General features: G+C 67.0%; 22 protein-coding genes. 16 read left to right on the forward strand and 6 right to left on the reverse strand.

Annotated features, from left to right (window positions below):
• The first annotated feature begins 49 nt into the window (after positions 1-49).
• Entirely contained in the window at positions 50-295 is a 246-nt protein-coding gene (locus tag ACZYRS_RS26295; protein WP_198785831.1) for a DUF1653 domain-containing protein, read from the forward strand.
• 11 nt (positions 296-306) lie between these two features.
• Here ACZYRS_RS26295 and ACZYRS_RS26300 read toward each other — a convergent pair whose 3' ends face one another.
• Positions 307-636: an I78 family peptidase inhibitor gene (locus tag ACZYRS_RS26300; RefSeq protein ID WP_463421577.1), complete on the reverse strand. Its 330-nt coding sequence runs from the start codon at positions 634-636 to the stop codon at positions 307-309.
• A gap of 29 nt (positions 637-665) precedes the next feature.
• On the reverse strand, positions 666-1,268 hold the full coding sequence (purN, locus tag ACZYRS_RS26305; protein ID WP_463421578.1) for a phosphoribosylglycinamide formyltransferase: 603 nt from the start codon (positions 1,266-1,268) through the stop codon (positions 666-668).
• 129 nt (positions 1,269-1,397) lie between these two features.
• Between purN and ACZYRS_RS26310 the strand changes: the two genes are divergently transcribed.
• From ACZYRS_RS26310 to ACZYRS_RS26325, 4 genes are all read left to right on the forward strand, one after another.
• Positions 1,398-2,579, forward strand: coding sequence for an acyl-CoA dehydrogenase family protein (locus ACZYRS_RS26310; RefSeq protein WP_463421579.1), 1,182 nt, complete (start codon positions 1,398-1,400; stop codon positions 2,577-2,579).
• Between the two features lie 36 nt (positions 2,580-2,615).
• Positions 2,616-3,731, forward strand: a complete 1,116-nt coding sequence (locus tag ACZYRS_RS26315; RefSeq protein ID WP_463421580.1) for an acyl-CoA dehydrogenase family protein — start codon at positions 2,616-2,618, stop codon at positions 3,729-3,731.
• A gap of 81 nt (positions 3,732-3,812) precedes the next feature.
• Positions 3,813-5,177, forward strand: a complete 1,365-nt coding sequence (locus tag ACZYRS_RS26320) for an alpha/beta fold hydrolase (RefSeq protein ID WP_463421581.1) — start codon at positions 3,813-3,815, stop codon at positions 5,175-5,177.
• Between the two features lie 11 nt (positions 5,178-5,188).
• Positions 5,189-5,977 (forward strand): enoyl-CoA hydratase, encoded by a 789-nt coding sequence (locus tag ACZYRS_RS26325; RefSeq protein ID WP_463422538.1) that lies wholly within the window; start codon positions 5,189-5,191, stop codon positions 5,975-5,977.
• A gap of 4 nt (positions 5,978-5,981) precedes the next feature.
• Here ACZYRS_RS26325 and ACZYRS_RS26330 read toward each other — a convergent pair whose 3' ends face one another.
• Positions 5,982-6,542 carry an HNH endonuclease gene (locus ACZYRS_RS26330; protein WP_013539832.1) on the reverse strand — a complete coding sequence of 187 codons (561 nt, stop codon included), beginning with the start codon at positions 6,540-6,542 and terminating at the stop codon, positions 5,982-5,984.
• A 167-nt stretch (positions 6,543-6,709) separates the two neighbouring features.
• On the opposite strand from ACZYRS_RS26330, the gene ACZYRS_RS26335 reads away from it, so the two are divergent.
• From ACZYRS_RS26335 to ACZYRS_RS26380, 10 genes are all read left to right on the forward strand, one after another.
• Entirely contained in the window at positions 6,710-7,759 is a 1,050-nt protein-coding gene (locus ACZYRS_RS26335) for a bifunctional riboflavin kinase/FAD synthetase (protein WP_463421582.1), read from the forward strand.
• Positions 7,760-7,882: 123 nt separating this feature from the next.
• Complete coding sequence (gene ileS, locus ACZYRS_RS26340) at positions 7,883-10,732, forward strand: isoleucine--tRNA ligase (protein ID WP_463421583.1); 2,850 nt, start codon at positions 7,883-7,885, stop codon at positions 10,730-10,732.
• On the forward strand, positions 10,732-11,250 hold the full coding sequence (lspA, locus tag ACZYRS_RS26345; protein WP_013539829.1) for a signal peptidase II: 519 nt from the start codon (positions 10,732-10,734) through the stop codon (positions 11,248-11,250). Before ileS ends, lspA begins: the two co-directional genes overlap by 1 nt.
• 161 nt (positions 11,251-11,411) lie before the next feature.
• Positions 11,412-12,425, forward strand: a complete 1,014-nt coding sequence (locus ACZYRS_RS26350) for a LacI family DNA-binding transcriptional regulator (RefSeq protein ID WP_463421584.1) — start codon at positions 11,412-11,414, stop codon at positions 12,423-12,425.
• Between the two features lie 40 nt (positions 12,426-12,465).
• Positions 12,466-13,479: an ABC transporter substrate-binding protein gene (locus ACZYRS_RS26355; protein WP_463421585.1), complete on the forward strand. Its 1,014-nt coding sequence runs from the start codon at positions 12,466-12,468 to the stop codon at positions 13,477-13,479.
• A gap of 18 nt (positions 13,480-13,497) precedes the next feature.
• Positions 13,498-14,319, forward strand: a complete 822-nt coding sequence (locus ACZYRS_RS26360) for an ABC transporter permease (RefSeq protein WP_463421586.1) — start codon at positions 13,498-13,500, stop codon at positions 14,317-14,319.
• Between the two features lie 12 nt (positions 14,320-14,331).
• The gene (locus ACZYRS_RS26365) at positions 14,332-15,132 is read left to right on the forward strand and encodes an ABC transporter permease (RefSeq protein ID WP_198785844.1); all 801 of its coding nucleotides are present in this window, start codon (positions 14,332-14,334) and stop codon (positions 15,130-15,132) included.
• Entirely contained in the window at positions 15,122-16,183 is a 1,062-nt protein-coding gene (locus ACZYRS_RS26370; RefSeq protein ID WP_463421587.1) for an ABC transporter ATP-binding protein, read from the forward strand. The genes ACZYRS_RS26365 and ACZYRS_RS26370 overlap by 11 nt, the downstream gene beginning before the upstream one ends.
• Positions 16,180-17,034, forward strand: coding sequence for a phosphodiesterase (locus ACZYRS_RS26375; RefSeq protein ID WP_463421588.1), 855 nt, complete (start codon positions 16,180-16,182; stop codon positions 17,032-17,034). Before ACZYRS_RS26370 ends, ACZYRS_RS26375 begins: the two co-directional genes overlap by 4 nt.
• A gap of 64 nt (positions 17,035-17,098) precedes the next feature.
• Positions 17,099-18,757 carry a Na/Pi cotransporter family protein gene (locus tag ACZYRS_RS26380; protein ID WP_463421589.1) on the forward strand — a complete coding sequence of 553 codons (1,659 nt, stop codon included), beginning with the start codon at positions 17,099-17,101 and terminating at the stop codon, positions 18,755-18,757.
• Between the two features lie 53 nt (positions 18,758-18,810).
• Here the strand turns inward: ACZYRS_RS26380 and ACZYRS_RS26385 are convergent, their stop codons facing one another.
• The 3 genes from ACZYRS_RS26385 to ACZYRS_RS26395 form a co-directional block, all read right to left on the reverse strand.
• A complete protein-coding gene (locus tag ACZYRS_RS26385) occupies positions 18,811-19,809 on the reverse strand; it encodes a bile acid:sodium symporter family protein (protein ID WP_463421590.1) in 999 nt (332 codons plus the stop codon).
• Positions 19,810-19,993: 184 nt separating this feature from the next.
• Complete coding sequence (locus ACZYRS_RS26390; RefSeq protein WP_198785849.1) at positions 19,994-20,395, reverse strand: response regulator; 402 nt, start codon at positions 20,393-20,395, stop codon at positions 19,994-19,996.
• A gap of 134 nt (positions 20,396-20,529) precedes the next feature.
• On the reverse strand, positions 20,530-21,516 hold the full coding sequence (locus ACZYRS_RS26395; RefSeq protein WP_463421591.1) for a quinone oxidoreductase family protein: 987 nt from the start codon (positions 21,514-21,516) through the stop codon (positions 20,530-20,532).
• Positions 21,517-21,613: 97 nt separating this feature from the next.
• On the opposite strand from ACZYRS_RS26395, the gene ACZYRS_RS26400 reads away from it, so the two are divergent.
• Entirely contained in the window at positions 21,614-22,522 is a 909-nt protein-coding gene (locus tag ACZYRS_RS26400; protein WP_463421592.1) for a DMT family transporter, read from the forward strand.

Raw genomic sequence — 22,522 nt, forward strand, 5'->3', positions numbered from 1 at the left:
GACTCCCGTCAAATCAAGCACTGACCGTTTTCAAAGAAAGAAGCTCCCGTTGAACAACGACAACGACCTGCCGCCCCTGATCGAAACGCCGCCAGGCCGCTACCGCCACTACAAGGGCGGCGAGTACGACGTCCTGGGCACCGTGCGCCACAGCGAGACCCTGGAGCCCATGACGCTGTACCGCGCGCTTTATGGGGCCCACGGCCTCTGGGTCCGCCCCGCCGCGATGTTCGGCGAAACGATCGAGATCGACGGCCAGATGCAGCGCAGGTTCACGCCGATCCAGCCCGGCTGACGGGCCCCGGGTCAACCGCAGCGAACGTCGGTCACGCGGTTGCGCGCATCGACATCCAGGTTGAGCCGGCCGCCGTTGAGCTCCATCGTGACGGCCTCGCCCGGCTTCAGCGCACGGACGATTCCTGCGCCGGCCCGGACCCGGGCCGCAGCTTCCAGCTGCGGCGTCAAAGGCTGGCCGACCGCGAACCTGGCGCCATCGGCATTGCATTGGTAGACGGGCTCCGCCCGCGCGGCGGGAGCCTGGGCGGGTGCGGATGCCGGTGACGACGACGCTGCACAGCCGGCCAGAAGGGCGGCGCCGGCAATGGCGACCAGCAGCGTTGGGGTTTTCTTCCTCACTTCGAGCTCCCGAAAACCCGTCAATATAATCAAAATTTACGAATGTGACGTGATGTATCTGCCAGCCATCCGGCAATGGCGCGTGGATACAACTGATGTTCCTGCGCCAGCACCCTGCCCGCCAGCGTGGCCGCGGTGTCGTCGGGCAGCACGGGCACTACGGCTTGGGCAAGGATCGGCCCGTGGTCGAGTTCGGTGGTGACCTGGTGTACGGTCACGCCGGCCACCTTGCAGCCGGCGTCGATGGCGCGCTGGTGGGTGTTCAGCCCCGGAAAGGCCGGCAGCAGCGAGGGATGGATGTTCACCAGCCGCCCCGCATAGCGCTCGACGAAGCCGGGCGTCAGGATGCGCATGAACCCCGCGAGCACCACCAGATCGGGCGAATGCGCGTCGACGACCTTCGCCAGCGCCTCGTCGAAAGCCTCGCGCGTCGGAAACTCCTTGTGCGGAACGACTTCGGTGGCAATGCCATGAGCGGCGGCGAGCGCCAGTCCGCCGGCTTCCGCCTTGTTGCTCACGACCGCGGCGATGCGCGCGCCGAAGCGCTCGGCCCAGCGGTCGCGCTCGGCGGCACGCACGATGGCCGCCATGTTGGAGCCGCCGCCGGAAATCAGGATCACGATGTTCTTCATGGGAGGGCGGGATTATCCGTGCCACGCTTGTCGCCGCGCGGACACCGATTCACAGCACGACCGTGCTAAAACTCGACGTTCCGGAGACACACCGCGTCTGCGGTGACCGATCAACACAGCGAGGCACGCATGGATTTGAGCTTCACGCCCGAAGAACAGAAGTTCCGCGAAGAGATTCGCGCATGGGTCAAGGAAAACCTCCCCAAAGAGATTTCGCACAAGGTGCACAACACGCTCGAACTCACGCGCGACGATCTGCAGAACTGGGCCAAGATCCTCGGCAAGAAGGGCTGGCTGGGCTACGGATGGCCCACCGAATTCGGCGGCCCCGGCTGGACCGCCATCCAGCGCCACCTCTTCGAGGAAGAAACCGCCCTCGCCGGCGCGCCCCGCATCATTCCGTTCGGCCCCGTGATGGTCGCCCCGGTGATCATGGCCTTCGGCAACGCCGAGCAGCAAAAGCGCTTCCTCCCCGGCATCGCGAGCGGCGAAGTCTGGTGGAGCCAGGGCTACAGCGAACCGGGCTCGGGCTCCGACCTGGCTTCGGTCAAGACCAAGGCCGAACGCAAGGGCGATAAATACATCGTCAACGGCCAGAAAACCTGGACCACGCTCGGCCAGTACGGCGACTGGATGTTCAACCTCGTGCGCACCAGCAACGAAGGCAAGCCGCAAACGGGCATCAGCTTCCTCCTGCTCGACATGAAGTCGCCCGGCGTCACCGTGCGCCCGATCAAGCTGCTGGACGGCGGCCATGAAGTCAACGAAGTGTTCTTCGACAACGTCGAGGTGCCCGCCGAGAACCTGATCGGCGAGGAGAACAAGGGCTGGACCTACGCCAAACACCTGCTCTCGCACGAGCGCACCAACATCGCCGACGTGAACCGCGCCAAGCGCGAACTCGAGCGCCTCAAGCGCATCGCCAAGAGCGAAGGCGTCTACGAAGACCAGCGCTTCCGCGACGAGATCGCCAAGCTCGAAGTGGACATCGTCGCGCTCGAGATGATGGTGCTGCGCGTGCTGTCGGCCGCCACCTCGGGCAAGAACTCGCTGGATGTCGCGGGCCTCCTGAAGATCCGCGGCAGTGAGATCCAGCAGCGCTACAGCGAGCTGATGATGCTGGCGGGCGGCCCGTACGCGCTGCCGCTCATCCGCGAGGCGATGGAAGCCGGCTGGCAGGGCAACTTCCCCGGCGGCAACCCGGCGATCGCGCCGCTCGCATCGACCTTCTTCAACATGCGCAAGACCACCATTTACGGCGGTTCGAACGAAGTGCAACGCAACATCGTCGCGCAGACGGTTCTGGGCTGAGCCCTTCGACCAAGCTCAGGACGAACGGAGATAAATATGGATTTCAATTTCACCGACGACCAGGAACAGCTGCGCGACGCCGTCCGCAAATGGGTCGACAAGGGCTATGACTTCGAGCGCCGCCGCGGCATCGAGGCCAAGGGCGGTTTCTCGCGCGAGGCGTGGGACGAACTGGCCGAGTTGGGCCTGGGCGGCCTCTACATCGCCGAAGACGACGGCGGCCTGGGCATGGGCCCGGTGGCCGGCATGGTCGTGATGGAAGAACTGGGCCGCGGCATCGTGCTGGAGCCCTTCGCGCAGACGCTGATCGCGGGCGCGGTGCTCAGCGGCTATGCCGACGCAGGCACCAAGGAAAACTGGCTGCCGCCCATCGCCGGCGGCCAGGCCATCGTGGTGCTGACCTACCAGGAGCGCAAGGCCCGCTACCGCCTGGACGTGTGCGACGCCCATGCCGCCAAGGCCGGCGACGGCTGGTCGCTGACCGGCGCCAAGAGCGTGGTGCCCGTGGGCGACGAAGCCGATGCGTACCTCGTTCCGGCCAAGGTGGACGGCAAGATCGCCCTCTTCCTGGTCGAGCGCAGCGCCAGCGGCGTCGAGGCCCGCGGCTACGGCACGCAGGACGGCGGCCGCGCGGCCGAGGTGGTGTTCGACAAGGCCGACGCCACGCTGGTCACGGCCGATGGCCTGGCCGCGCTGGAATACGCGGTCGATGTCGGCATTGCCGCCACCTGCGCCGAAGCGGTCGGCGTGATGGACAAGACCGTCGCGCTCACCGTCGAATACATGAACCAGCGCAAGCAGTTCGGCGTGACCATCTCAACCTTCCAGGCGCTGCGCCACCGCGTCGCCGACATGAAGATGCAGCTGGAACTCGCGCGCTCGATGAGCTACTACGCGACGCTCAAGCTCAACGCCCCAGCCGAGGAACGGCGCCAGGCGCTGGCACGCGCCAAGTACCAGCTGGGCACGTCGATGCGCTACGTGGCCGCCAATTCGGTGCAGCTGCACGGCGGCATCGGGGTGACGGACGAGTACATCGGCAGCCACTATTTCCGCAAGCTCACGCAGCTGGAGATGACCTTCGGCGACACGCTGCATCACTTGAGCGAAGTCTCCGCCCGGATGCAGGACACGGCCGGCGTTTTTGCCTGAGAGCCGTTTTCCCCTAGCATCCAACGCCCGCCCGCCTTGCGCCGGCGGGCGTTTTCACTTGGACTCCGCCAGGAACGAAACATGCACTCCCGCCGCACCATCCTCGCACTGCCCCTGACCCTCGGGCTCGCATCGACCGCCATGCTGACCGCCTGCGCCACGGCGCCAACGCCTTCGTACACCGAGCGTCCGCCGATCGTCTTCATGCACGGCAACGGCGATTCGGCGGCGTTGTGGCAAACCACCATCTGGCGCTTCGAATCGAACGGCTGGCCGCGCGACCGGCTCTTTGCGATCGACCAGCCGAACCCGGTCGCCCGCGACGATGACGCGGTTGCTCAAGCCGGTCGCAGCTCGACCACCGATTCGGCCGTCTTCCTGAAGGCCGAAGTCGACAGGGTGCTCAAGGCCACGGGCGCGAGCAAGGTGGTGCTGATCGGCAACTCGCGCGGCGGCAACACGATCCGCAACTACGTGCAGAACGGCGGCGGCGCGGCCGTGGTGAGCCATGTGGTGCTGGGCGGCAACCCGGCGCACGGCATCTGGGCGGTGAAGGGCTTCCGCGAGAACAACGAGTTCTCCGGCCTCTCAGGCTTCATGCAGCAGCTCAATGCGCCCAAGGGCGCGAACGGCGACGAGGTCACGCCCGGCGTGAAGTGGCTCACGCTGCGCTCGGACAACAACGACAAGTACGCGCAGCCCGACGGCGTGTGGATCGGCGCACCCGGCAAGCCGACAAACATCGGCTTCGACGGGCCGGCGCTCAAGGGCGCGACGAATGTCGTGCTGCCGCGCGCCGATCACCGCGAGACGTCGTTCTCACCCGCCGCATTCGCAGCCACGTGGCAGTTCCTGACCGGCCAGGCGCCGCGCACCACGGCGGTCGTGGCCGAGTCGAACGTCGTGCTCAACGGCCGCGCCATCGGCGCGGAAAACCTCTCGCTGAACGGCGGGCAACTGCGCATCTACGCCGTCGATCCGGCCACGGGCGTGCGTCAGGGCGACGCGGTGCACAGCAAGAACATCGGCGCCGATGGCCGATGGGGACCTTTCAGCGCGCGCAGCGGCACGGCGTACGAGTTCGTGCTGAGCGCGGCCGGCTACGGCACCACGCACATCTATCGCAGCCCGTTTCCGCGCAGCAGCAGCGTCGTGAACCTGCGGCCCGAGCGCCTCACGCCGGCCGATGGCAGCGCCAACGTGATCGTGGTCTTCACGCGGCCACGCGGGTATTTCGACGCGGAGCGCGACACCATGCGCCTCGACGGGCAAAGCCTGCCGGCCGGCGTGCCGCCCAAGGGCTCGGGCGTGTCGAGCTCCAGGTTGCGCATCGCCGCGAGCGAACAGCAGCGCGCGGTCACCGGCGAGTTCAACGGCGAACGCCTCACCGGCCTGACATGGCCCGCGGTGAAGGAGCATGTGACCGTGCTCGAACTGACCTATTGAGGATCACCGAGATGAACGACACGGCCTCCCCTTTCGTGCTCGCGGCGCGCGATGCGCGCGGCGTGGTCACGCTGACGCTGAACCGTCCGGCGTCCTTCAACGCCCTCTCGGAAGGCATGCTCGGCGCGTTGGAAAAGGCGCTGGGCGATATCGCAGCCGACGAAACCGTGCGCGCAGTCGTCATCGCAGCCGAAGGCAAGGCCTTCTGTGCGGGGCATGACCTGAAGGAAATGCGCGCGGAACCGTCACTCGGCTACTACCAAACGCTCTTCGAGCGTTGCGGCGCGATGATGCTGTCGATCCAGCGACTCTCCGTGCCGGTGATCGCGCGGGTGCACGGCATCGCCACCGCGGCCGGGTGCCAGCTGGTCGCGGTGTGCGACCTCGCCGTGGCGTCGAGCGATGCGCGCTTTGCCGTCAGCGGCGTCAACGTGGGGCTGTTCTGTGCCACGCCGAGCGTCACGCTGTCGCGCAACCTCGGCCGCAAGGAAGCGTTCGAGATGCTGGTGACAGGCGAATTCATCAGCGCGCAGGAAGCGCGGGAGAAGGGGCTGGTCAACCGGGTGGCGACACCGGCTGAACTCGATGCGGCCGTCGAAGCGCTGGTCGCCAGCATCGTCGCCAAACCGCGAAAGGCGCTGGCGCTGGGCAAGGCCCTGTTCTACCGCCAGCTGGAAACCGGCATAGAAGCCGCGCTGGCCGACGCCAGCCAGACCATGGCCTGCAACATGATGGACGCGAGCGCGCTCGAAGGCGTGCAGGCGTTCATCGAAAAGCGCCCGCCGGACTGGAAACGCTGAAAGGCTAGGTGTCGTGCAGCCGCGAGCTTTGCGGCAGGTGCGCCATCAGGAATTCCATCTGGTCCGCCAGGATGCGGCGGTTGCGCAAAATGAAATCTTCCCAGAGGCTGGGCACGTAAGGCGCATACAAGAGTGGCATGTTCGCCTGCTCGGGCGTGCGGCTGCTCTTGCGGTGGTTGCACGGCTTGCAGGCCGTGACCACGTTCATCCAGGTGTCGATGCCCTTCTGGGCGAAGGGAATGATGTGCTCGCGCGTGAGCTCATCTTCATGGAAATGGCCGCCGCAGTAGGCGCAGACATTGCGGTCCCGCGAGAACAGCTTGCTGTTGGTGAGCCCCGGACGCTGGGTGAAGGGATTGATGCGCGGCACGCCCTTGGTGCCGATGATGCTGTTGATCGCGATCTGCGACTGCTCGCCCGTGACGGCGTTGTGGCCCCCGCGAAACACCGCCACCTGCGCGCCCACTTCCCAGCGAACTTCGTCCGCCGCGTAGTGGATCACCGCCTGTTCGAGCGATATCCATGACTGGGGCAGCCCTTGGGCCGACAGCTTCAAGACCTTCACACACGCCTCCTCAAGAAAGTGAGAGAACACGGAAAGACCAGGGACACGGAGCGCATCGGAGACCCACGCCAGGCGACGCACTGCGTCACAATATACCGGCTTTGTGACAAAACGGCCTGATTCGCCCATTCGACGGGCGCAAGGCGCTATCAAAAAGATACTCACCGATGCAGGTTTTTCGCGGCTTCCGGCACCCGGGCGTGGCTCCGGCCTGCGCCCTCACCATTGGCAATTTCGACGGTGTGCACCGTGGCCACCAGGCCATGCTTGCGCTGCTGCAGACCGAGGCCCGCCAGCGCGGGCTGCCCAGTTGCGTGCTGACCTTCGAGCCGCACCCGCGCGACTACTTCGCCGCGCTCACCAAGAAACCCGACCTCGCGCCGGCCCGCATCGGCACCCTGCGCGACAAGTTGAGCGAACTCGCGGCCTGCGGCGTGGCGCAGACCATCGTGCTGCCGTTCGATGGCCGGCTGGCCTCCCAGTCGCCCGAGGATTTCATCCAGAACGTGCTGGTCGACGGCCTGGGCGCGCGCTACGTGCTGGTGGGCGACGACTTCCGCTTCGGCGCCAAGCGGGCCGGCGACTACGCCATGCTGGATGCGGCCGGCGATGCGCGCGGCTTCGACGTGGCGCGCATGAACAGCTACGAGGTGCACGGCCTGCGCGTCTCGAGTTCGGCGGTGCGTGAGGCGCTGGCCGAGGGCCGCATGGCCGATGCGCAAACGCTGCTCGGCCGGCCCTACGCGATTTCGGGCCACGTGGTCCACGGCCGCAAGCTCGGCCGCGCGCTGGGCGCCTCGGCGCCGGGCCAGGACGACGGCTTTCGCACCCTCAACCTGCGCTTCAAGCACTGGAAGCCGGCCGCCAGCGGCATCTTCGCGGTGCTGGTGCATGGCCTGGCCGACAAGCCCTTGCCGGGCGTGGCCAACCTGGGCGTTCGCCCCTCGCTGGACGCCAACGACGTCAACGCCGGCCGGGTGCTGCTGGAGACGCATTGCCTGGAGTGGCCTTCGCATCTGGGGTCCGAAGGGGCCTACGGTAAAATCGTCCGCGTGGAACTCCTGCACAAACTGCACGACGAATTGCGCTACACCAGCCTCGAGGCCCTCACTGCGGGCATCGCCAAGGATGGGCGCGACGCACGCGCGTTCTTTGCATCGACCCACGCCCAACACCACGCGGAAGTCCACCGCCAGACCACGCGCGACCGAATTTAGCCCTGCACGCCCCGTGCTGCCGCCCTTCGACAAGCTCAGGGCGAACGGCTATATCTTCCGCACCGACCGCTCAATGCAGTTCGGGCTGAGCCTGTCGAAGCCCCTCTGTTTCGCACTCCCAACATGTCTGACGCTGCTTCCCCCACCGACTACCGCTCCACGCTGAACCTGCCCGACACCCCCTTCCCGATGCGCGGCGACCTGCCCAAGCGCGAACCGGGCTGGGTCAAGGAATGGAACGACGAAGGCCGCTACCACCGCCTGCGTGATGCCCGCCACGGCGCCCCCAAGTTCATCCTGCACGACGGCCCGCCGTACGCCAACGGCCAGATCCACATGGGCCATGCGGTGAACAAGATCCTCAAGGACATGATCACCAAGGCGCGCCAGCTCGAAGGCTTCGACGCGCTCTACGTGCCCGGCTGGGACTGCCACGGCCTGCCGATCGAGAACGCCATCGAAAAGCAGTTCGGCCGCAACCTGAGCCGCGACGAGATGCAGGCCAAGAGCCGCGCCTACGCCACCGAGCAGATCGCCCAGCAGTTGCTCGACTTCCAGCGCCTGGGCGTGCTGGGCGAATGGGACCATCCCTACAAGACGATGGACTTCGCCAACGAAGCCGGCGAGCTGCGCGCGTTCAAGCGCGTGATCGAGCGCGGCTTCGTCTATCGCGGGTTGAAGCCCGTGTACTGGTGCTTCGACTGCGGCTCGTCGCTCGCCGAATTCGAGATCGAATACGCCGACAAGAAGAGCCAGACCATCGACGTGGCCTTCAAGGCGCACGACCGCGAGAAGGTGCTCAAGGCCTTCGGCACCGACCACACGATCCTGGGCGACATCTTCGCAGTGATCTGGACCACCACCGCGTGGACCATCCCGGCCAACCAGGCGATCAACCTCAACCCCGAGATCGAGTACTCGCTGGTGGACACCGAGCGCGGCCTCCTGATCCTGGCCAACTCGCTGGTCGAGATGTGCATGACGCGCTATGCGCTCGACGGCAAGGTGCTGGCCACGGTGAAGGGCGAGGCGCTCGGCGGCCTGGAATTCGAGCATCCGCTGTACGACGTGGACGCCGGCTACAAGCGCCTGTCGCCCGTGTACCTGGCCGACTACGCCACCGCCACCGACGGCACCGGCCTCGTGCACTCCTCGCCCGCCTATGGCGTGGACGACTTCAACTCCTGCATCGCGCATGGCGTGGCCTACGACGACATCCTGAACCCGGTGCAGGGCAACGGCAGCTACGCGCCCGACTTCCCGCTCTTCGGCGGCCAGAACATCTGGAAGGCCGTGCCGGTGATCATCGCCACGCTGCGCGACGCCAACCGGCTGATGACCACCGAGACCATCACCCACAGCTACCCGCATTGCTGGCGCCACAAGACGCCGGTGATCTACCGCGCGGCCGCCCAGTGGTTCATCCGCATGGACGAGGGCGAAGGCGTGTTCACCAAGGACAAGGCGCCCAAGACGCTGCGCCAGACCGCGCTCGACGCGATCGAGCAGACCAGCTTCTATCCGGAGAACGGCAAGGCGCGCCTGCACGACATGATCGCCGGCCGGCCCGACTGGTGCATCAGCCGCCAGCGCAGCTGGGGCGTGCCGATCCCGTTCTTCCTGCACAAGGATTCGGGCGAGCTGCATCCGCGCACCATGGAAATCCTCGACCAGGCCGCCGACATCGTCGAGAAGGGCGGCATCGAGGCCTGGAGCCGCGTGACGACCGAAGAGATCCTGGGCGCCGAAGACGCGCCCAGCTACACCAAGAGCACCGACATCCTGGAGGTGTGGTTCGACTCGGGCTCGACCTTCTATCACGTGCTGCGCGGCACGCATCCGAACGTTCACCACGAAACGGGGCCCGAGGCCGACCTGTACCTCGAAGGCCATGACCAGCATCGCGGCTGGTTCCATTCGTCGCTCCTGATCGCTTGCGCGCTGGAAGACCGCGCGCCGTACCGGGGCCTGCTCACGCACGGCTTCACGGTCGATGCCAAGGGCATCAAGATGAGCAAGTCGCTCAAGAACGGCATCGACCCGCAGGAAATCAGCAGCAAGCTGGGCGCGGAAATCATCCGCCTCTGGGTGGCCGCGAGCGACTACTCGGGCGACATCGCGGGCGACGACAAGATCCTCGCGCGCGTGGTCGATTCGTACCGCCGCATCCGCAACACGCTGCGCTTCCTCCTGGCCAACACCAGCGACTTCGACATCGCCAAGGATGCGGTGCCGCTCGAGCAACTGTTCGAGATCGACCGCTACGCGCTCGCGCGCGCCGCGCAGTTCCAGGCCGAGATCCTTGCGCACTACAAGGTGTACGAGTTCCACCCGGTGGTCTCCAAGCTGCAGATCTACTGCTCGGAAGACCTGGGCGGCTTCTACCTCGACATCCTGAAGGACCGCCTCTACACAAGCGCACCGGGCTCGCTCGCGCGCCGCAGCGCGCAGACCGCGCTCTGGCACATCTCGCAGGCGATGCTGCGCTGGATGGCGCCGTTCCTGAGCTTCACGGCCGAGGAAGCATGGAAATTCGTGAGCACCGGCAAGCCGGGCGAATCGATCTTCGCGGAGACCTACAGCAAGTTCGCCGCGCCCGACGAAGCGTTGCTCGCCAAGTGGACCCGCATCCGCGAGATCCGCGACGTGGTCAACAAGGACATCGAAGCCGTGCGCGCCGAAGGCAAGGTCGGCTCCTCGCTGCAGGCCGACCTGCAGCTGAGCGCACCGGCCGATGACTTTGCGCTGCTCAGCACGCTGGGCGACGACCTGAAGTTCGTCTTCATCACCTCGGCCATCGCGCTGGCGGCGGGCGACACGCTCGCGACCACCGTCGCGCCGAGCACCGCGCAGAAATGCGAGCGCTGCTGGCACTACCGCGAGGACGTGGGCCACGACCCGGCGCATCCGACGATCTGCGGCCGTTGCACGAGCAACCTGTTCGGCGCCGGCGAATCGCGGAGCTTTGCCTGATGGCCACCACACGTTCCGCATCGGCATCGCGTTCGCGCGGCGGCAGCCTGGGCATCTGGCCCTGGCTCGGGCTGGCGGTGATCATCGTGATCATCGACCAGTTCACCAAGACGCTGATCCTGGGCTACTACAAGCTGGGCGACGCGACCTACGTGACGAGCTTCTTCAACGTCGTGCGGGCGCACAACACCGGCGCCGCGTTTTCATTTCTCGCCGACCACTCGGGCTGGCAGCGCTGGTTCTTCACGGCCATCGGCGTGGCGGCGGCGATCTTCATCGTCTGGATGCTCAGGTCGCACGCGGGCCAGAAGCTCTTTTCGTTCGCGATGGCCTGCATCCTGGGCGGCGCCATCGGCAACGTGGTCGACCGGATGATGCACGGCTACGTCGTGGACTTCCTGAGCTTTCACGCGGGCAACTGGTATTTCCCGGCGTTCAATGCGGCGGACAGCGCGATCACGCTCGGGGCCATCTGCCTCATCGTGGACGAGATCCGGCGGGTTCGCCGGGGCAAGTAAGCCAAGTGATGCAAAGGGCCTTCGGGCCCTTTTTCTTTGGGCCCGGCTTGCAAGCGCTCCACCTTTGGCGGCACGCCGAGGGTTTCTCCCCGCTTCAATCGATGTCATGACGAAGTCATACTGCGGCGGTTCAATGTAATCGATTACATGAATACCGCACGATGAGCATCCAAGCCGTAGCCGCCAAAGCCAAGGTCTCCGTGGCCACCGTGTCGCGGGCCTTCAATTTCCCCGACAAGGTCACGCCCGCCACGCGTGAGCTGGTGGAGCGCGTGGCGCGCGAGCTGCACTACGTGCCCAACGCCAGCGCGCGCACCCTGCGCACCCAGCGCAGCCGCACCCTGGGCGTGGTGCTGCCCACGCTGCTGAACCCGACCTTCGCCGAGTGCCTTCAGGGCATCGCGCGCGCGGCCATCGCGGGCGGCTACGCGATCCTTCCGGTCACCACGGGCTACCGGCTCGACGAAGAAGAGCGCGCGGTGCAGCTGCTGCTCGCAGGCAACGTCGACGGGCTGATCCTCGTGGTCTCCAACCCGTCCACCTCGAAGGCGCTCACGCGGCTGCGCACCACCGGCACGCCCTATGTGCTCGCCTACAACCGCCATGCGGACCACCCCTGCGTCACCGTAGACAGCGAAGCCGCCGTGGCCGATGCGGTCGCGCGCCTCGTGCTGCTCGGCCATCGCCGCATCGCGATGGTCAGCGGCACGCTCGCCGCCTCCGACCGCGCGCAGCAGCGCCTGCGCGGCTACCGCAAGGGCATGGCGGATGCGGGCCTGAAGGCACCGCCGCTGATCGAAGTGCCCTTCGTCGAAAGCGCCGTCGATGCGCTCGCCCATGTGCTGCAGGCCGACAACCGCCCCACCGCGCTCGTCTGCTCGAACGACCTGCTCGCCATCCGCAGCATCCGCGCCGCGCACCTGGGTGGCCTCTCGGTGCCCGACGACTTGAGCGTGATCGGCTTCGACGGCATCGCGCTCGGCGAAGACCTCACGCCCGCGCTCACCACCATCGCCCAGCCCAACAGCGACATCGGCCGCCACAGCGTCGAGCTGCTGGTCCAGGCGATGGCCGGCGGCACCACGCTGCAGGCCGATGCGAGCCTGCTGCTGCCGCACACCTTCCGCGATGGCGAGTCGTGCGCATCCGCGTGCGACGCCGCCACCACCGATTGATCCCCCCGCTACACCTCTCATCCCTTCAAGGAGCTTCTTCATGTCCCTCCGCTTTTCCCGCATCGCTCGTCTCGGCCTGATCGCTGCCACCTTCGTTGCCGCCGGCAGCGTCATGGCCCAGACCGCCATTTGCTACAACTGCCCCACCGAATGGGCCGACTGGGGCACGCAGCTCAAGGCCATCAAGGCCAAGACCGGCGTCACCGTGCCGCCCGACAACAAGAACTCGGGCCAGTCGCTCGCGCAGATGTCGGCAGAGAAATCGAGCCCCGTCGCCGACGTCACCTACCTGGGCGTGACCTTCGCGGTGCAGGCCGCCAAGGACGGCCTCGTCGAGCCCTACAAGCCGGCCGCATGGAAAGACATTCCCGAGGGCCTGAAGGACCCGGCCGGCAACTGGTTCACCATCCACTCGGGCACGCTCGGTTTCATGGTCAACGTCGATGCCCTCAAGGGCAAGCCGATCCCGAAGTCGTGGGCCGACCTGCTCAAGCCCGAATACAAGGGCCTCATCGGTTATCTCGACCCCGCCTCGGCCTTCGTCGGTTACGTGGGCGCGGTGGCGGTCAACCAGGCGCGCGGCGGCACGCTGGACAACTTCACGCCGGGCATCGACTACTTCAAGGCGCTGCAGAAGAACGAGCCCATCGTGCCGAAGCAGACGTCTTACGCGCGCGTGCTCTCGGGCGAAATCGCGATCCTGCTGGACTACGACTTCAACGCCTACCGCGCCAAGTACAAGGACAAGGCCAACGTCGCCTTCGTCATCCCGGGCGAAGGCACGCTGGTCGTGCCCTACGTGATGAGCCTGGTCGCCAAGGCGCCGCACGCGGCCGACGCGAAGAAGGTGCTCGACTTCACGCTGTCCGACGAAGGCCAGGCGATCTGGGCCAAGGCCTACCTGCGCCCGGTGCGCGCGAGCGCGATGCCCAAGGAGATCGAGGCGCAGTTCCTGCCGGCCAGCGAATACGCGCGCGCCAAGAGCGTGGACTACGCCCGCATGGCCGAGGCGCAGCGCGCGTTTTCCGACCGCTACCTCAAAGAGGTGCGCTGATCTTCAGTAGCCCTTGAGATGAAGCCCGCCAACGCCTGGAACCCACGCTGGCGGCTGCTCGCCTGCGTGGCACCCGCAGCCGCCTTCTTCACGGCCTTCTGGCTGCTGCCGGTGGTGCGCCTGCTGGCGCTGCCGGCGGAAAAAGGCTGGGCCACCTACTTCGCGGTGCTGACCGACTCGCGCTACCTGCAGAGCATGGTCAACACCGTCGTGCTGTCGGTGGCGGTGACGTTGGCAACGCTGGTGCTGGGCGCCGCGGTGGGCATCTACCTCGCGCGCCACGCCTTCGTCGGCAAGCGCGTGCTGCTGTCGCTGCTCACGCTGCCGCTGTCGTTCCCGGGCGTGATCATCGGCTTCTTCGTCATCCTGCTGGGCGGCCGGCAAGGGCTCGTGGCCGACGTGAGCGACAGCCTCATCGGCGAACGCATCACCTTCGCCTACGGCCTGCTCGGCCTCTTTCTCGCGTACCTGTATTTCTCGCTGCCGCGCGCCATCGCCACCTACGCCGCGGCGGCCGAGGCGATGAACGTGCAACTCGAGGAAGCCGCCCGCTCGCTCGGCGCCTCGCGCCTGCGCGTGGCGCGCGACGTGTGGATGCCCGAGCTCGCGCCGACCACGCTGGCCTGCGGCGCGATCCTCTTCGCGACCTCGATGGGCGCCTTCGGCACGGCCTTCACGCTGGCCAGCAAGTTCGAGGTGATCCCGATCACCATCTACAACGAGTTCACCAACTACGCCAACTTCGCGCTCGCCGCGTCGCTGTCGATTTCGCTGGGCATCGTGACCTGGCTGGTGCTGTTCGTCGCGCGGCGTTTCGGGGCCAACCCCGTGGCGCGCTGAAAGGGAATCGGAATGCGCACGACATCGCAACCCAAGGCGCCCTTCCTCCTGGCCATCACCGTGCTCGTGAGCCTCTTCATGATCGCGCCGATGCTGCTCTCGGTGATGGCGGGTCTGGTCAACAACTACAGCGCGGGCCTGAAAAGCGGGCTCACGCTGCGCTGGCTCGGCGAGGTGTGGGAGAACTACGGCGGCACCGTCGGCTGGTCGATCGGGCTGGCTGTCGCCTGTGTGATGAGCACCGTGCTGCTGGGCGTGCCTTGCGCCTATGCGTTGGCGCGCAGCCGCTCGCGGGCCGCTCGCATCTTCGAGGAACTGCTGACGCTGCCCGTCGCCGTGCCAGGCCTTGCCACCGCCCTCGCGCTGATCCTCGCCTACGGCCAGCTCACCGCCTTCCGCCAGAGCTTCGCCTTCATCCTCGTGGGCCACATCGTCTTCACGCTGCCCTTCATGGTGCGCACCGTGAGCTCGGCCTTCCAGCGCGACGACCTGCTCGCGCTCGAGGAGGCCGCGCGCTCGCTGGGCGCGAACTTCCGCCAGCGCTTCATGGGCATCCTCGTGCCCGCGGTGTTCCCCGCCATCGTGGCCGGCAGCCTGATGGTGTTCACGCTCTCGGTGGGCGAATTCAACCTCACCTGGATGCTGCACACGCCGCTCACCCGCACGCTGCCCGTGGGGCTGGCCGACAGCTACGCCTCGATGCGCATCGAGGTCGGATCGGCCTACACGCTGGTCTTCTTCGCGGTCATTCTCCCGGTGCTGTGGGGCCTGCAGTACCTTGCCAACCTGATGCAGAAACGCCATGGAACTTGAACGCATCCCCATCGACATCGCGAACTGCGCGAAGACCTACGCCGACGGCACGCGCGGCCTGCAGCCCACCGACCTGCACGTGGAGGCCGGCGAGGTGCTCGCGCTGCTCGGCCCCTCGGGCTGCGGCAAGACCACGCTGCTGCGGCTGATCGCGGGGCTGGAGGCGCCCGACGCGGGCAGCCGCATCGTCTTCGGCGGCCAGGACGTCACGCAGCGCCCGGTCGAGCACCGCGGCGTGGGCATGGTGTTCCAGAGCTACGCGCTTTTTCCGCAGATGACGGTGGCGGCCAACATCGGCTATGGCCTGCGCATTCGCGGTGTGTCAGCCGATGAAGAAAAGCGCGCCGTGGGCGAGCTGGTCGATCTCGTGCGCCTCAACGGCCTGGAGGGCAAGCGCCCCGCCGAACTCTCCGGCGGCCAGCGCCAGCGCGTGGCCCTCGCGCGCGCCGTGGCCGTGCGCCCGCGCGTGCTGCTGCTGGACGAGCCGCTGGCCGCGCTGGACGCCAAGCTCAAGGAGTCGCTGCGCGACGAGCTCGCCGAGCTGCTGCGCCGCCTGCACATCACCGCCATCCACGTGACGCACGACCAGCAGGAGGCGCTCGCCATCGCCGACCGGCTCGCCGTGATGCGCGCCGGCCGCATCGTGCAGGTGGGCCGCGGCGAAGACCTGTACCGCGCGCCCGCGCACCCCTTCGTCGCGGAGTTCCTCGGCCGGGTCAACCGGCTGGAGCGCGCGCCCGAGGCCATCGCGCAAGGCGTTGTCCGACTCGGCGGAAGCACCCTGCCTTGCCCGCCCGCCTGGCAGGGCCATGCGATGCTGTTGGTGCGACCCGAAGACGTCGAAGTGAGCGCGCCCCAGCCCGACTGGGGCACTGCCATCGTCGAGCGCCGCACCTTCCTCGGCGACCGCGTGCAGCTTCAGCTGCGCGTGCACGACCAGCCCCTGCTGGTGGCCGACGTGGGGCGCGACAACCCTTTCGGTCCGGGCGATCCGGTGGGCCTGCGCGTCCACCCCGATCGCCTGATGACGTCGCAGGAGCCCAGTGCATGACGACCACAACGCAAGACACCTTCCTGGTCCAACTGACCGACCTCCATATCCGCGAGCCGGGCCGCCTCGCCTATGGCCGCATCGACACCGCGCCGTATCTCCAGCAGGCGGTGCAGTCGGTGCTCGCGCTGCCGCAGCAACCCGATGCGGTGGTGATCACCGGCGACCTGACCGACTTCGGCCGCGCCGCCGAGTACGAGCACCTCGCGCGCCTGCTCGCGCCGCTCGCCATGCCGGTCTACCTGATGCCCGGCAACCACGACGACCGCGACCAGTTGCGCCGGAGCTTTCCCGGCCATGCGTACCTCGGTACCGGCGACGACACGGCCGGCTTCATCCAGTATTCGGTGCGCATCGGCGCGCTGCGGCTGCTGACCCTAGACACCTGCGTGCCCGGCGCGAGCCACGGCACGCTGTGCGACAAGCGCCTGGGCTGGCTTGAGGCCCAGCTCGACGCCTGCCGCGGCGAGCCGGTCGTGGTCGCGATGCACCACCCCCCCTTCACGACGCTGATCGGCCACATGGACGAAATCGGCCTGCTCGAAGGCGCCGGTGCGCTCGAAGCGCTGATCGCCCGCCACCCCAACGTGGAGCGCGTGATCTGCGGCCACCTGCACCGCGCCATCGATGTGCGCTTCGGCGGAAGCATCGCATCGACTTCGCCAGCGCCGGCGCACCAGGTCTGCCTGGACCTGGCACCCGGTGCGCCCTCCGCATGGACGCTGGAGCCACCCGGTTTCCGCGTGCATGCGTGGTCCACGCGGAGCGGCCGCCTCGTCACCCATCTGGCGGCCTCCGGCCGCTTCGAAGGCCCTTTCCCCTTCCACGACAACGGGGCGCTGATCGACTGAATCGCCACTTGTGGAAAATGGGGGTCAAAACGAACCAAAACGAAAAGGACAGAACCCGACACCCATGAAGCATCTCCTGAATCTGCTCGCGGCAGTCGCACTGCTGGTGTGGGGCACCCACCTGGTTCGCACCGGCGTGCTGCGCGTGTTCGGCGCCAACCTGCGCAAGATCCTCGTGCAGAGCATGCGCAACCGGTTCACGGCCGCCCTCTCGGGCATCGGCGTGACGGCGCTGGTGCAGTCGAGCACCGCCACCTCGCTCATGACCTCGTCCTTCGTCGGGCAGGGCCTGGTCACGCTGCCGGCGGCACTGGCGGTGATGCGGGGGGCCGACGTGGGCACGGCGCTGATCTCGGTGCTGTTCTCGGCAGACCTGTCATGGCTCTCGCCGATGTTCATCTTCGTGGGGGTGGTGCTGTTCATCACGCGCTCGGCCACCGTGGCGGGCCGCGTGGGGCGGGTGCTGATCGGCCTGGGGCTGATGCTGCTCGCGCTGCAGCTGGTGGTGGAAGCCACGGAGCCGCTCTTCTCGGCCCCCGCGATGCGCGCGGTGCTGGCCTCGATCAACAGCGACGTGCTGCTGGAGATCACCATCGGCGCGGTGCTCGCCATCGTGGCCTATTCGAGTCTCGCGGTGGTGCTGCTGGTCGCGGCCATGGCGACGTCGAACGTGGTGCCGCTGGACGTGGCCCTGGGCCTGGTGCTCGGCGCCAACCTGGGCAGCGGTTTGCTCGCCGTGCTGACCACGGCCAAGTCGGCCGTCTCGGTGCGGCAGGTGACGGTGGGCAACCTGCTCTTCAAGGCGCTGGGCGTGGCGATCGTCGCGCCTTTCGTGGGCCTGTGGATCCGCTACGTGCAGCCCGAGCTGCCGAACCAGACGCACGGCGTGGTGCTGTTCCACCTGGCCTTCAACGTCATCATCAGCGTCGGCTTCATCGGCCTCACGCAATGGGTCGCCAAGCTGGTGACGCGCATGCTGCCGACGCCGCAGGCCTCCAGCACCAGCCGCCCGCATCACCTGGACCCCTCGGCGCTCTCGACGCCCTCGCTCGCGATCTCGAACGCCGCGCGCGAGGCGCTGCACCAGGCCGACATCGTGGAGACCATGCTGATCGGCGTGCTCGACGTGATCCGCAACAACGACACGCGGCTCTCGCAGGAGCTGCGGCAGCTGGACGACACGGTGGACGAGCTCTATTCGGCCATCAAGTACTACATGACGCGCATCTCGCGCGAGGCGCTGGGCGAAGAGGAGAGCCGGCGCTGGACGGACATCATCAGCTTCACGATCAACATGGAGCAGATCGGCGACATCATCGAGCGGGTGATCATCGACATCGAGGACAAGAAGATCAAGCCGCAGCGCAATTTCTCGCAGGCCGGGATGGCGGAGATCGTCGAGCTGCATGGGCGGCTGGTGGCCAACCTGCGGTTGAGCATGAGCGTGTTCCTGAACGGGAATGTTCGGGATGCGCAGAAGCTGCTTGAGGAGAAGGCTCGCTTTCGGGATCTGGAAAGGGCCTATGCGACGACTCATCTGGATCGGTTGTCGGATCGGACGACGCTGAGCATCGAGACGAGTTCGCTGCATATCGACTTGATCAGCGATTTGAAGCGGATCAATTCGCACATCTGCTCCATTGCTTATCCGATTCTCGAATCGGCGGGGGCTTTGGCGCCAAGCCGGTTGCGGGAGTCGCGGCTTGGGAAGATCGAGGGGTAGGTTTCTTTTTTGATTCCGAGGCCGGGTCTCGCCCAGGCCTCGGAAAACAAACCCTACTCAGCCGTCTTCAAGACAGAAGTCTCAACACGCCCGCGCCGCGCATACCGCTGAGCCAACACAGCACAAACCATCAACTGCATCTGATGAAACAGCATCAGAGGCAAAACGATGGCCCCCACAGCGTGCGAAGGAAACAGCACCTTCGCCATAGGAATCCCACTCGCCAGGCTCTTCTTGGACCCACAAAAGACGATAGTGATCTCGTCCTCCCGATCGAACCCCAGCTTGCGCGCCAGCAGCGTCGTCATGCCCAGCGCAAGCCCCAGCACCACCGCGCATGCAATGAGCAGCCCGACGAGCGCATGCGCAGGCACCTGCCGCCAAAGCCCCTCGATCACAGCCGCACTGAACGCCGTATAGACCACCAGCAGGATCGACCCCTGGTCCACGAACTTCAGCACCGCAGCACGCCGCTGAATCCACTTGCCGATCCAGGGCCGCAGCAGATGCCCCACGAGAAACGGCACCATCAACTGCAGCAAGATGCGCCCGATCGACCCCAGCGAAGAACTCGCATGCCCCCCGTTCGGCAGCACCACGAGATTGACCAGCAAAGGCGTGATGAACACCCCCAGCAGCGTGGACGCCGACGCACTGCAGATCGCAGCAGGCAGGTTCCCCCGCGCCATCGCCGTGAACGCAATGGCCGACTGCACCGTGGCAGGCAGCACGCAGAGGTACAGCACCCCCGTATAGAGCTCCGGCGTCATCAAAGGCAAGAGCAGCGGCTTGAGCGCCAACCCCAGCAGCGGAAACATCACGAAGGTACTGCCGAACACCAGCAGGTGCAGCCGCCAGTGCGTGATGCCGTTCATGATCGCCTCGCGCGACAGCTTGGCGCCATGCAGGAAGAACAGGAGGCCGATGGCCACCGTCGTCAGCAGCTCGAAGAAGTGAGCCGCATCGCCGCTCGCGGGCAACAGGCTGGCAAGGGTGACGACAGAGACCAGCGCGAAGGTGAAGTTGTCGGGAAGAAAGCGGGAGCGGGACATGGCGGGACAGGAGCGCCCCACGACACGACCCGTGCGGCAGCAGATTCAGCAGATGGATGAGTGATTTCCGCGCATGAATCTCGTCGCCAATTTGCGGAGCCCGGCGCGTGCTCCTCGCGCCCTGTAGAGAGTGATTTTCGGCGAAGCGCCGCGTCGCTGCCGGCCGGCGCCCGAATGCCCCGCCTCAGTGTGCAGGTTGCGAGCTGAACCGCTCGTGGCGGCGGCGCTGGCAGTAGTCGATCAGGTCGTCGATCTCGGTGGCCTTGTCGAACACGGCGTCGGCGCCCAGGTGCGCGCATTTGCGGCGGATCTCGGGCGTGGCGTAGTTGCTGAGCACCACGATCTTCTGCGCCGGGTCGCGGTGGCGGCAGGCCTCGAGCACCCGGAAGCCGGTGCCGTCCTTCAGGAACAGATCGACGATCGCCAGGTCCCACAGCGCCGGGTTGCGCGTGAGCCAGCGCGAGCCTTCGGCCTCCGTCTCGGCCTCGCCGATGGGATCGACGCGCGCCACCTCGCGCAGCGTGCCCACGAGGCTCTCGCGGATGGTGGGGTTGTCTTCGACGATGAAGGTGCGGATGGTGGTCATGACTTCTTGCTGCCTTTGCGCTTGGTCACAAGCCTACAAAGTGCACCCGCCACAAGTCGAAGGCATGACACCCCACCGCGGGTAGGACAAGACTGGCTGCGCGGCCGCCCTGCCCACCCCTGAAACCCTGCGCCTTACAGCGTGAGGATCGTGCAGCCCGTGGTCTTGCGCGCTTCCAGGTCGCGGTGCGCCTGCTGCACGTCGGCCAAGGCGTAGCGCTGGTCGATCGGAATCTTCACCGCGCCGCTCGCGACCACCGCGAACAGGTCGTCGGCCATCGCCTGCGTGGCCTCGCGCGTGGCGATGTGGGTGAACAGCGTGGGGCGCGTCACGTAGAGCGAGCCCTTGGAGGCCAGCGTGCCCAGGCTGATCGGCGGCACCGGGCCCGAGCCGTTGCCGAAGACGGCCAGGAGGCCGAAGGGGCGCAGGCACTCGATGGAGCCCTCGTAGGTGTCCTTGCCCACCGAGTCGTACACCACCTTCACGCCCTTGCCGCCGGTGATCTCCTTCACGCGGGCCGCGAAGTTCTCGGTGCTGTAGTTGATGGCGTGCGCCGCGCCGTGGTCGAGCGCGAGCTTGCACTTGGCATCGCTGCCCGCGGTGCCGATCAGCTGCAGGCCCAGCGCCTTGGCCCACTGGCAGGCGATGAGGCCGACGCCGCCGGCCGCGGCATGAAAGAGGATGAAGTCGCCGGGCTGCAGGCCTTCGGCGGGCAGCGTTTTCTTCAGCAGGTACTGCGTGGTCAGGCCCTTGAGCATCATGGCCGCGCCGGTCTCGAAGGAGATGGCGTCGGGCAGCTTGCAGACGTTCTTGGCCGGCATCACGCGCAGCTCGCAGTAAGCGCCGGGCGGCCCGCTCGCGTAGGCGGCGCGATCGCCGGGCGCCAGGTGCGAAACGCCCTCGCCCACCGCCTCGACCACGCCCGAAGCCTCCATGCCCAGTTGCAGCGGCATCTGGAACGGATAGAGCCCGCTGCGCTGGTAGGTGTCGATGAAGTTCAGGCCCACGGCCTTGTGGCGGATGCGGATCTCGCCGGGGCCCGGGTCGCCGACTTCCACCTCCACGATCTTCAGTTCTTCGGGGCCGCCATGGCGGTCGATACGGACAGCTTTGCTCAACATCGTTGCAGTCTCCACGCGCAGAAAAAGAAGAGGCGCATGGTGCCACGTTTGGCCCTCCGAAGGCGTCCAGGGGCGATGGCCGTTAGAGTCGGCGGCCATGTCGACACCGCAGCCGCGCCTCACCTCGCTCACCGTTCTTCTTCTCACCACGCCGCCGCTGCTGTGGGCCGGCAACGCCGTCGTCGGCCGGCTGGTGCGCGAACTGGTGTCGCCGCTCACGCTGAACTTCGTGCGATGGGTGATCGCCTTCGTGCTTTTGCTGCCGTTCGCGGCGTCGGTGCTGCGCAGAGCGAGCCCGCTCTGGGCGCACTGGAAGCGCTATGCAGTGCTGGGCCTGCTGGGCATCGGTCTGTACAACGCCTTCCAGTACCTGGCGCTGCAGACCTCCACGCCGATCAACGTGACGCTGGTGGGCTCCAGCCTGCCGCTGTGGATGCTCGCGGTGGGCATGCTCTTCTTCGGCGCCCGTACCAATGCGCGCGAGATCGGCGGCGCGCTGCTCTCGATGCTCGGCGTGCTGCTGGTGCTCAGCCGCGGCGAATGGCGCCAGCTGCTGGCGCTGCGGCTGGTGCCGGGCGATCTCTACATGATCGCGGGCACCATCGCCTGGGCCTTCTACAGCTGGCTGCTCGCGCGCACGCACGAGCCGAAAGCCGTGCGGCAGGACTGGGCCGCTTTCCTCATGGCGCAGCTGGTGTTCGGCCTCGCATGGTCGGGCGCGCTGGCCGCCGGCGAGTGGGCGTTGACCCCGGCCCACATCGACCTGGGCTGGCCGCTCGTCGCCGCGATGGCCTTCATCGGCATCGGCCCCGCGGTGGTGGCCTACCGCTGCTGGGGCACCGGCGTGCAGCGCGCGGGGCCGCAGGCGGCGAGCATCTTCATGAACCTCACGCCGCTGTTCGCGGCGCTGCTGTCGGCCGCGTTCCTGCGCGAGGCGCCGCACTGGTACCACGGGGTGGCGTTCGTGCTGATCGTGGGCGGGATCGTGGTGTCGTCGCGGCGCTGA

The organism is Variovorax sp. AC194 (genome assembly GCF_979257995.1).

What these genes read in the sequence shown, in the direction of transcription:
- purN (WP_463421578.1), bottom strand. Translation starts at nt 1,268, where the DNA reads ATGAAGAACATCGTGATCCTGATTTCCGGCGGCGGCTCCAACATGGCG.
- ACZYRS_RS26310 (WP_463421579.1), top strand. Translation starts at nt 1,398, where the DNA reads ATGGATTTGAGCTTCACGCCCGAAGAACAGAAGTTCCGCGAAGAGATT.
- ACZYRS_RS26315 (WP_463421580.1), top strand. Translation starts at nt 2,616, where the DNA reads ATGGATTTCAATTTCACCGACGACCAGGAACAGCTGCGCGACGCCGTC.
- ACZYRS_RS26320 (WP_463421581.1), top strand. Translation starts at nt 3,813, where the DNA reads ATGCACTCCCGCCGCACCATCCTCGCACTGCCCCTGACCCTCGGGCTC.
- ACZYRS_RS26325 (WP_463422538.1), top strand. Translation starts at nt 5,189, where the DNA reads ATGAACGACACGGCCTCCCCTTTCGTGCTCGCGGCGCGCGATGCGCGC.
- ACZYRS_RS26335 (WP_463421582.1), top strand. Translation starts at nt 6,710, where the DNA reads ATGCAGGTTTTTCGCGGCTTCCGGCACCCGGGCGTGGCTCCGGCCTGC.
- ileS (WP_463421583.1), top strand. Translation starts at nt 7,883, where the DNA reads ATGTCTGACGCTGCTTCCCCCACCGACTACCGCTCCACGCTGAACCTG.
- lspA (WP_013539829.1), top strand. Translation starts at nt 10,732, where the DNA reads ATGGCCACCACACGTTCCGCATCGGCATCGCGTTCGCGCGGCGGCAGC.
- ACZYRS_RS26350 (WP_463421584.1), top strand. Translation starts at nt 11,412, where the DNA reads ATGAGCATCCAAGCCGTAGCCGCCAAAGCCAAGGTCTCCGTGGCCACC.
- ACZYRS_RS26355 (WP_463421585.1), top strand. Translation starts at nt 12,466, where the DNA reads ATGTCCCTCCGCTTTTCCCGCATCGCTCGTCTCGGCCTGATCGCTGCC.
- ACZYRS_RS26360 (WP_463421586.1), top strand. Translation starts at nt 13,498, where the DNA reads ATGAAGCCCGCCAACGCCTGGAACCCACGCTGGCGGCTGCTCGCCTGC.
- ACZYRS_RS26365 (WP_198785844.1), top strand. Translation starts at nt 14,332, where the DNA reads ATGCGCACGACATCGCAACCCAAGGCGCCCTTCCTCCTGGCCATCACC.
- ACZYRS_RS26370 (WP_463421587.1), top strand. Translation starts at nt 15,122, where the DNA reads ATGGAACTTGAACGCATCCCCATCGACATCGCGAACTGCGCGAAGACC.
- ACZYRS_RS26375 (WP_463421588.1), top strand. Translation starts at nt 16,180, where the DNA reads ATGACGACCACAACGCAAGACACCTTCCTGGTCCAACTGACCGACCTC.
- ACZYRS_RS26380 (WP_463421589.1), top strand. Translation starts at nt 17,099, where the DNA reads ATGAAGCATCTCCTGAATCTGCTCGCGGCAGTCGCACTGCTGGTGTGG.
- ACZYRS_RS26385 (WP_463421590.1), bottom strand. Translation starts at nt 19,809, where the DNA reads ATGTCCCGCTCCCGCTTTCTTCCCGACAACTTCACCTTCGCGCTGGTC.
- ACZYRS_RS26390 (WP_198785849.1), bottom strand. Translation starts at nt 20,395, where the DNA reads ATGACCACCATCCGCACCTTCATCGTCGAAGACAACCCCACCATCCGC.
- ACZYRS_RS26395 (WP_463421591.1), bottom strand. Translation starts at nt 21,516, where the DNA reads ATGTTGAGCAAAGCTGTCCGTATCGACCGCCATGGCGGCCCCGAAGAA.
- ACZYRS_RS26400 (WP_463421592.1), top strand. Translation starts at nt 21,614, where the DNA reads ATGTCGACACCGCAGCCGCGCCTCACCTCGCTCACCGTTCTTCTTCTC.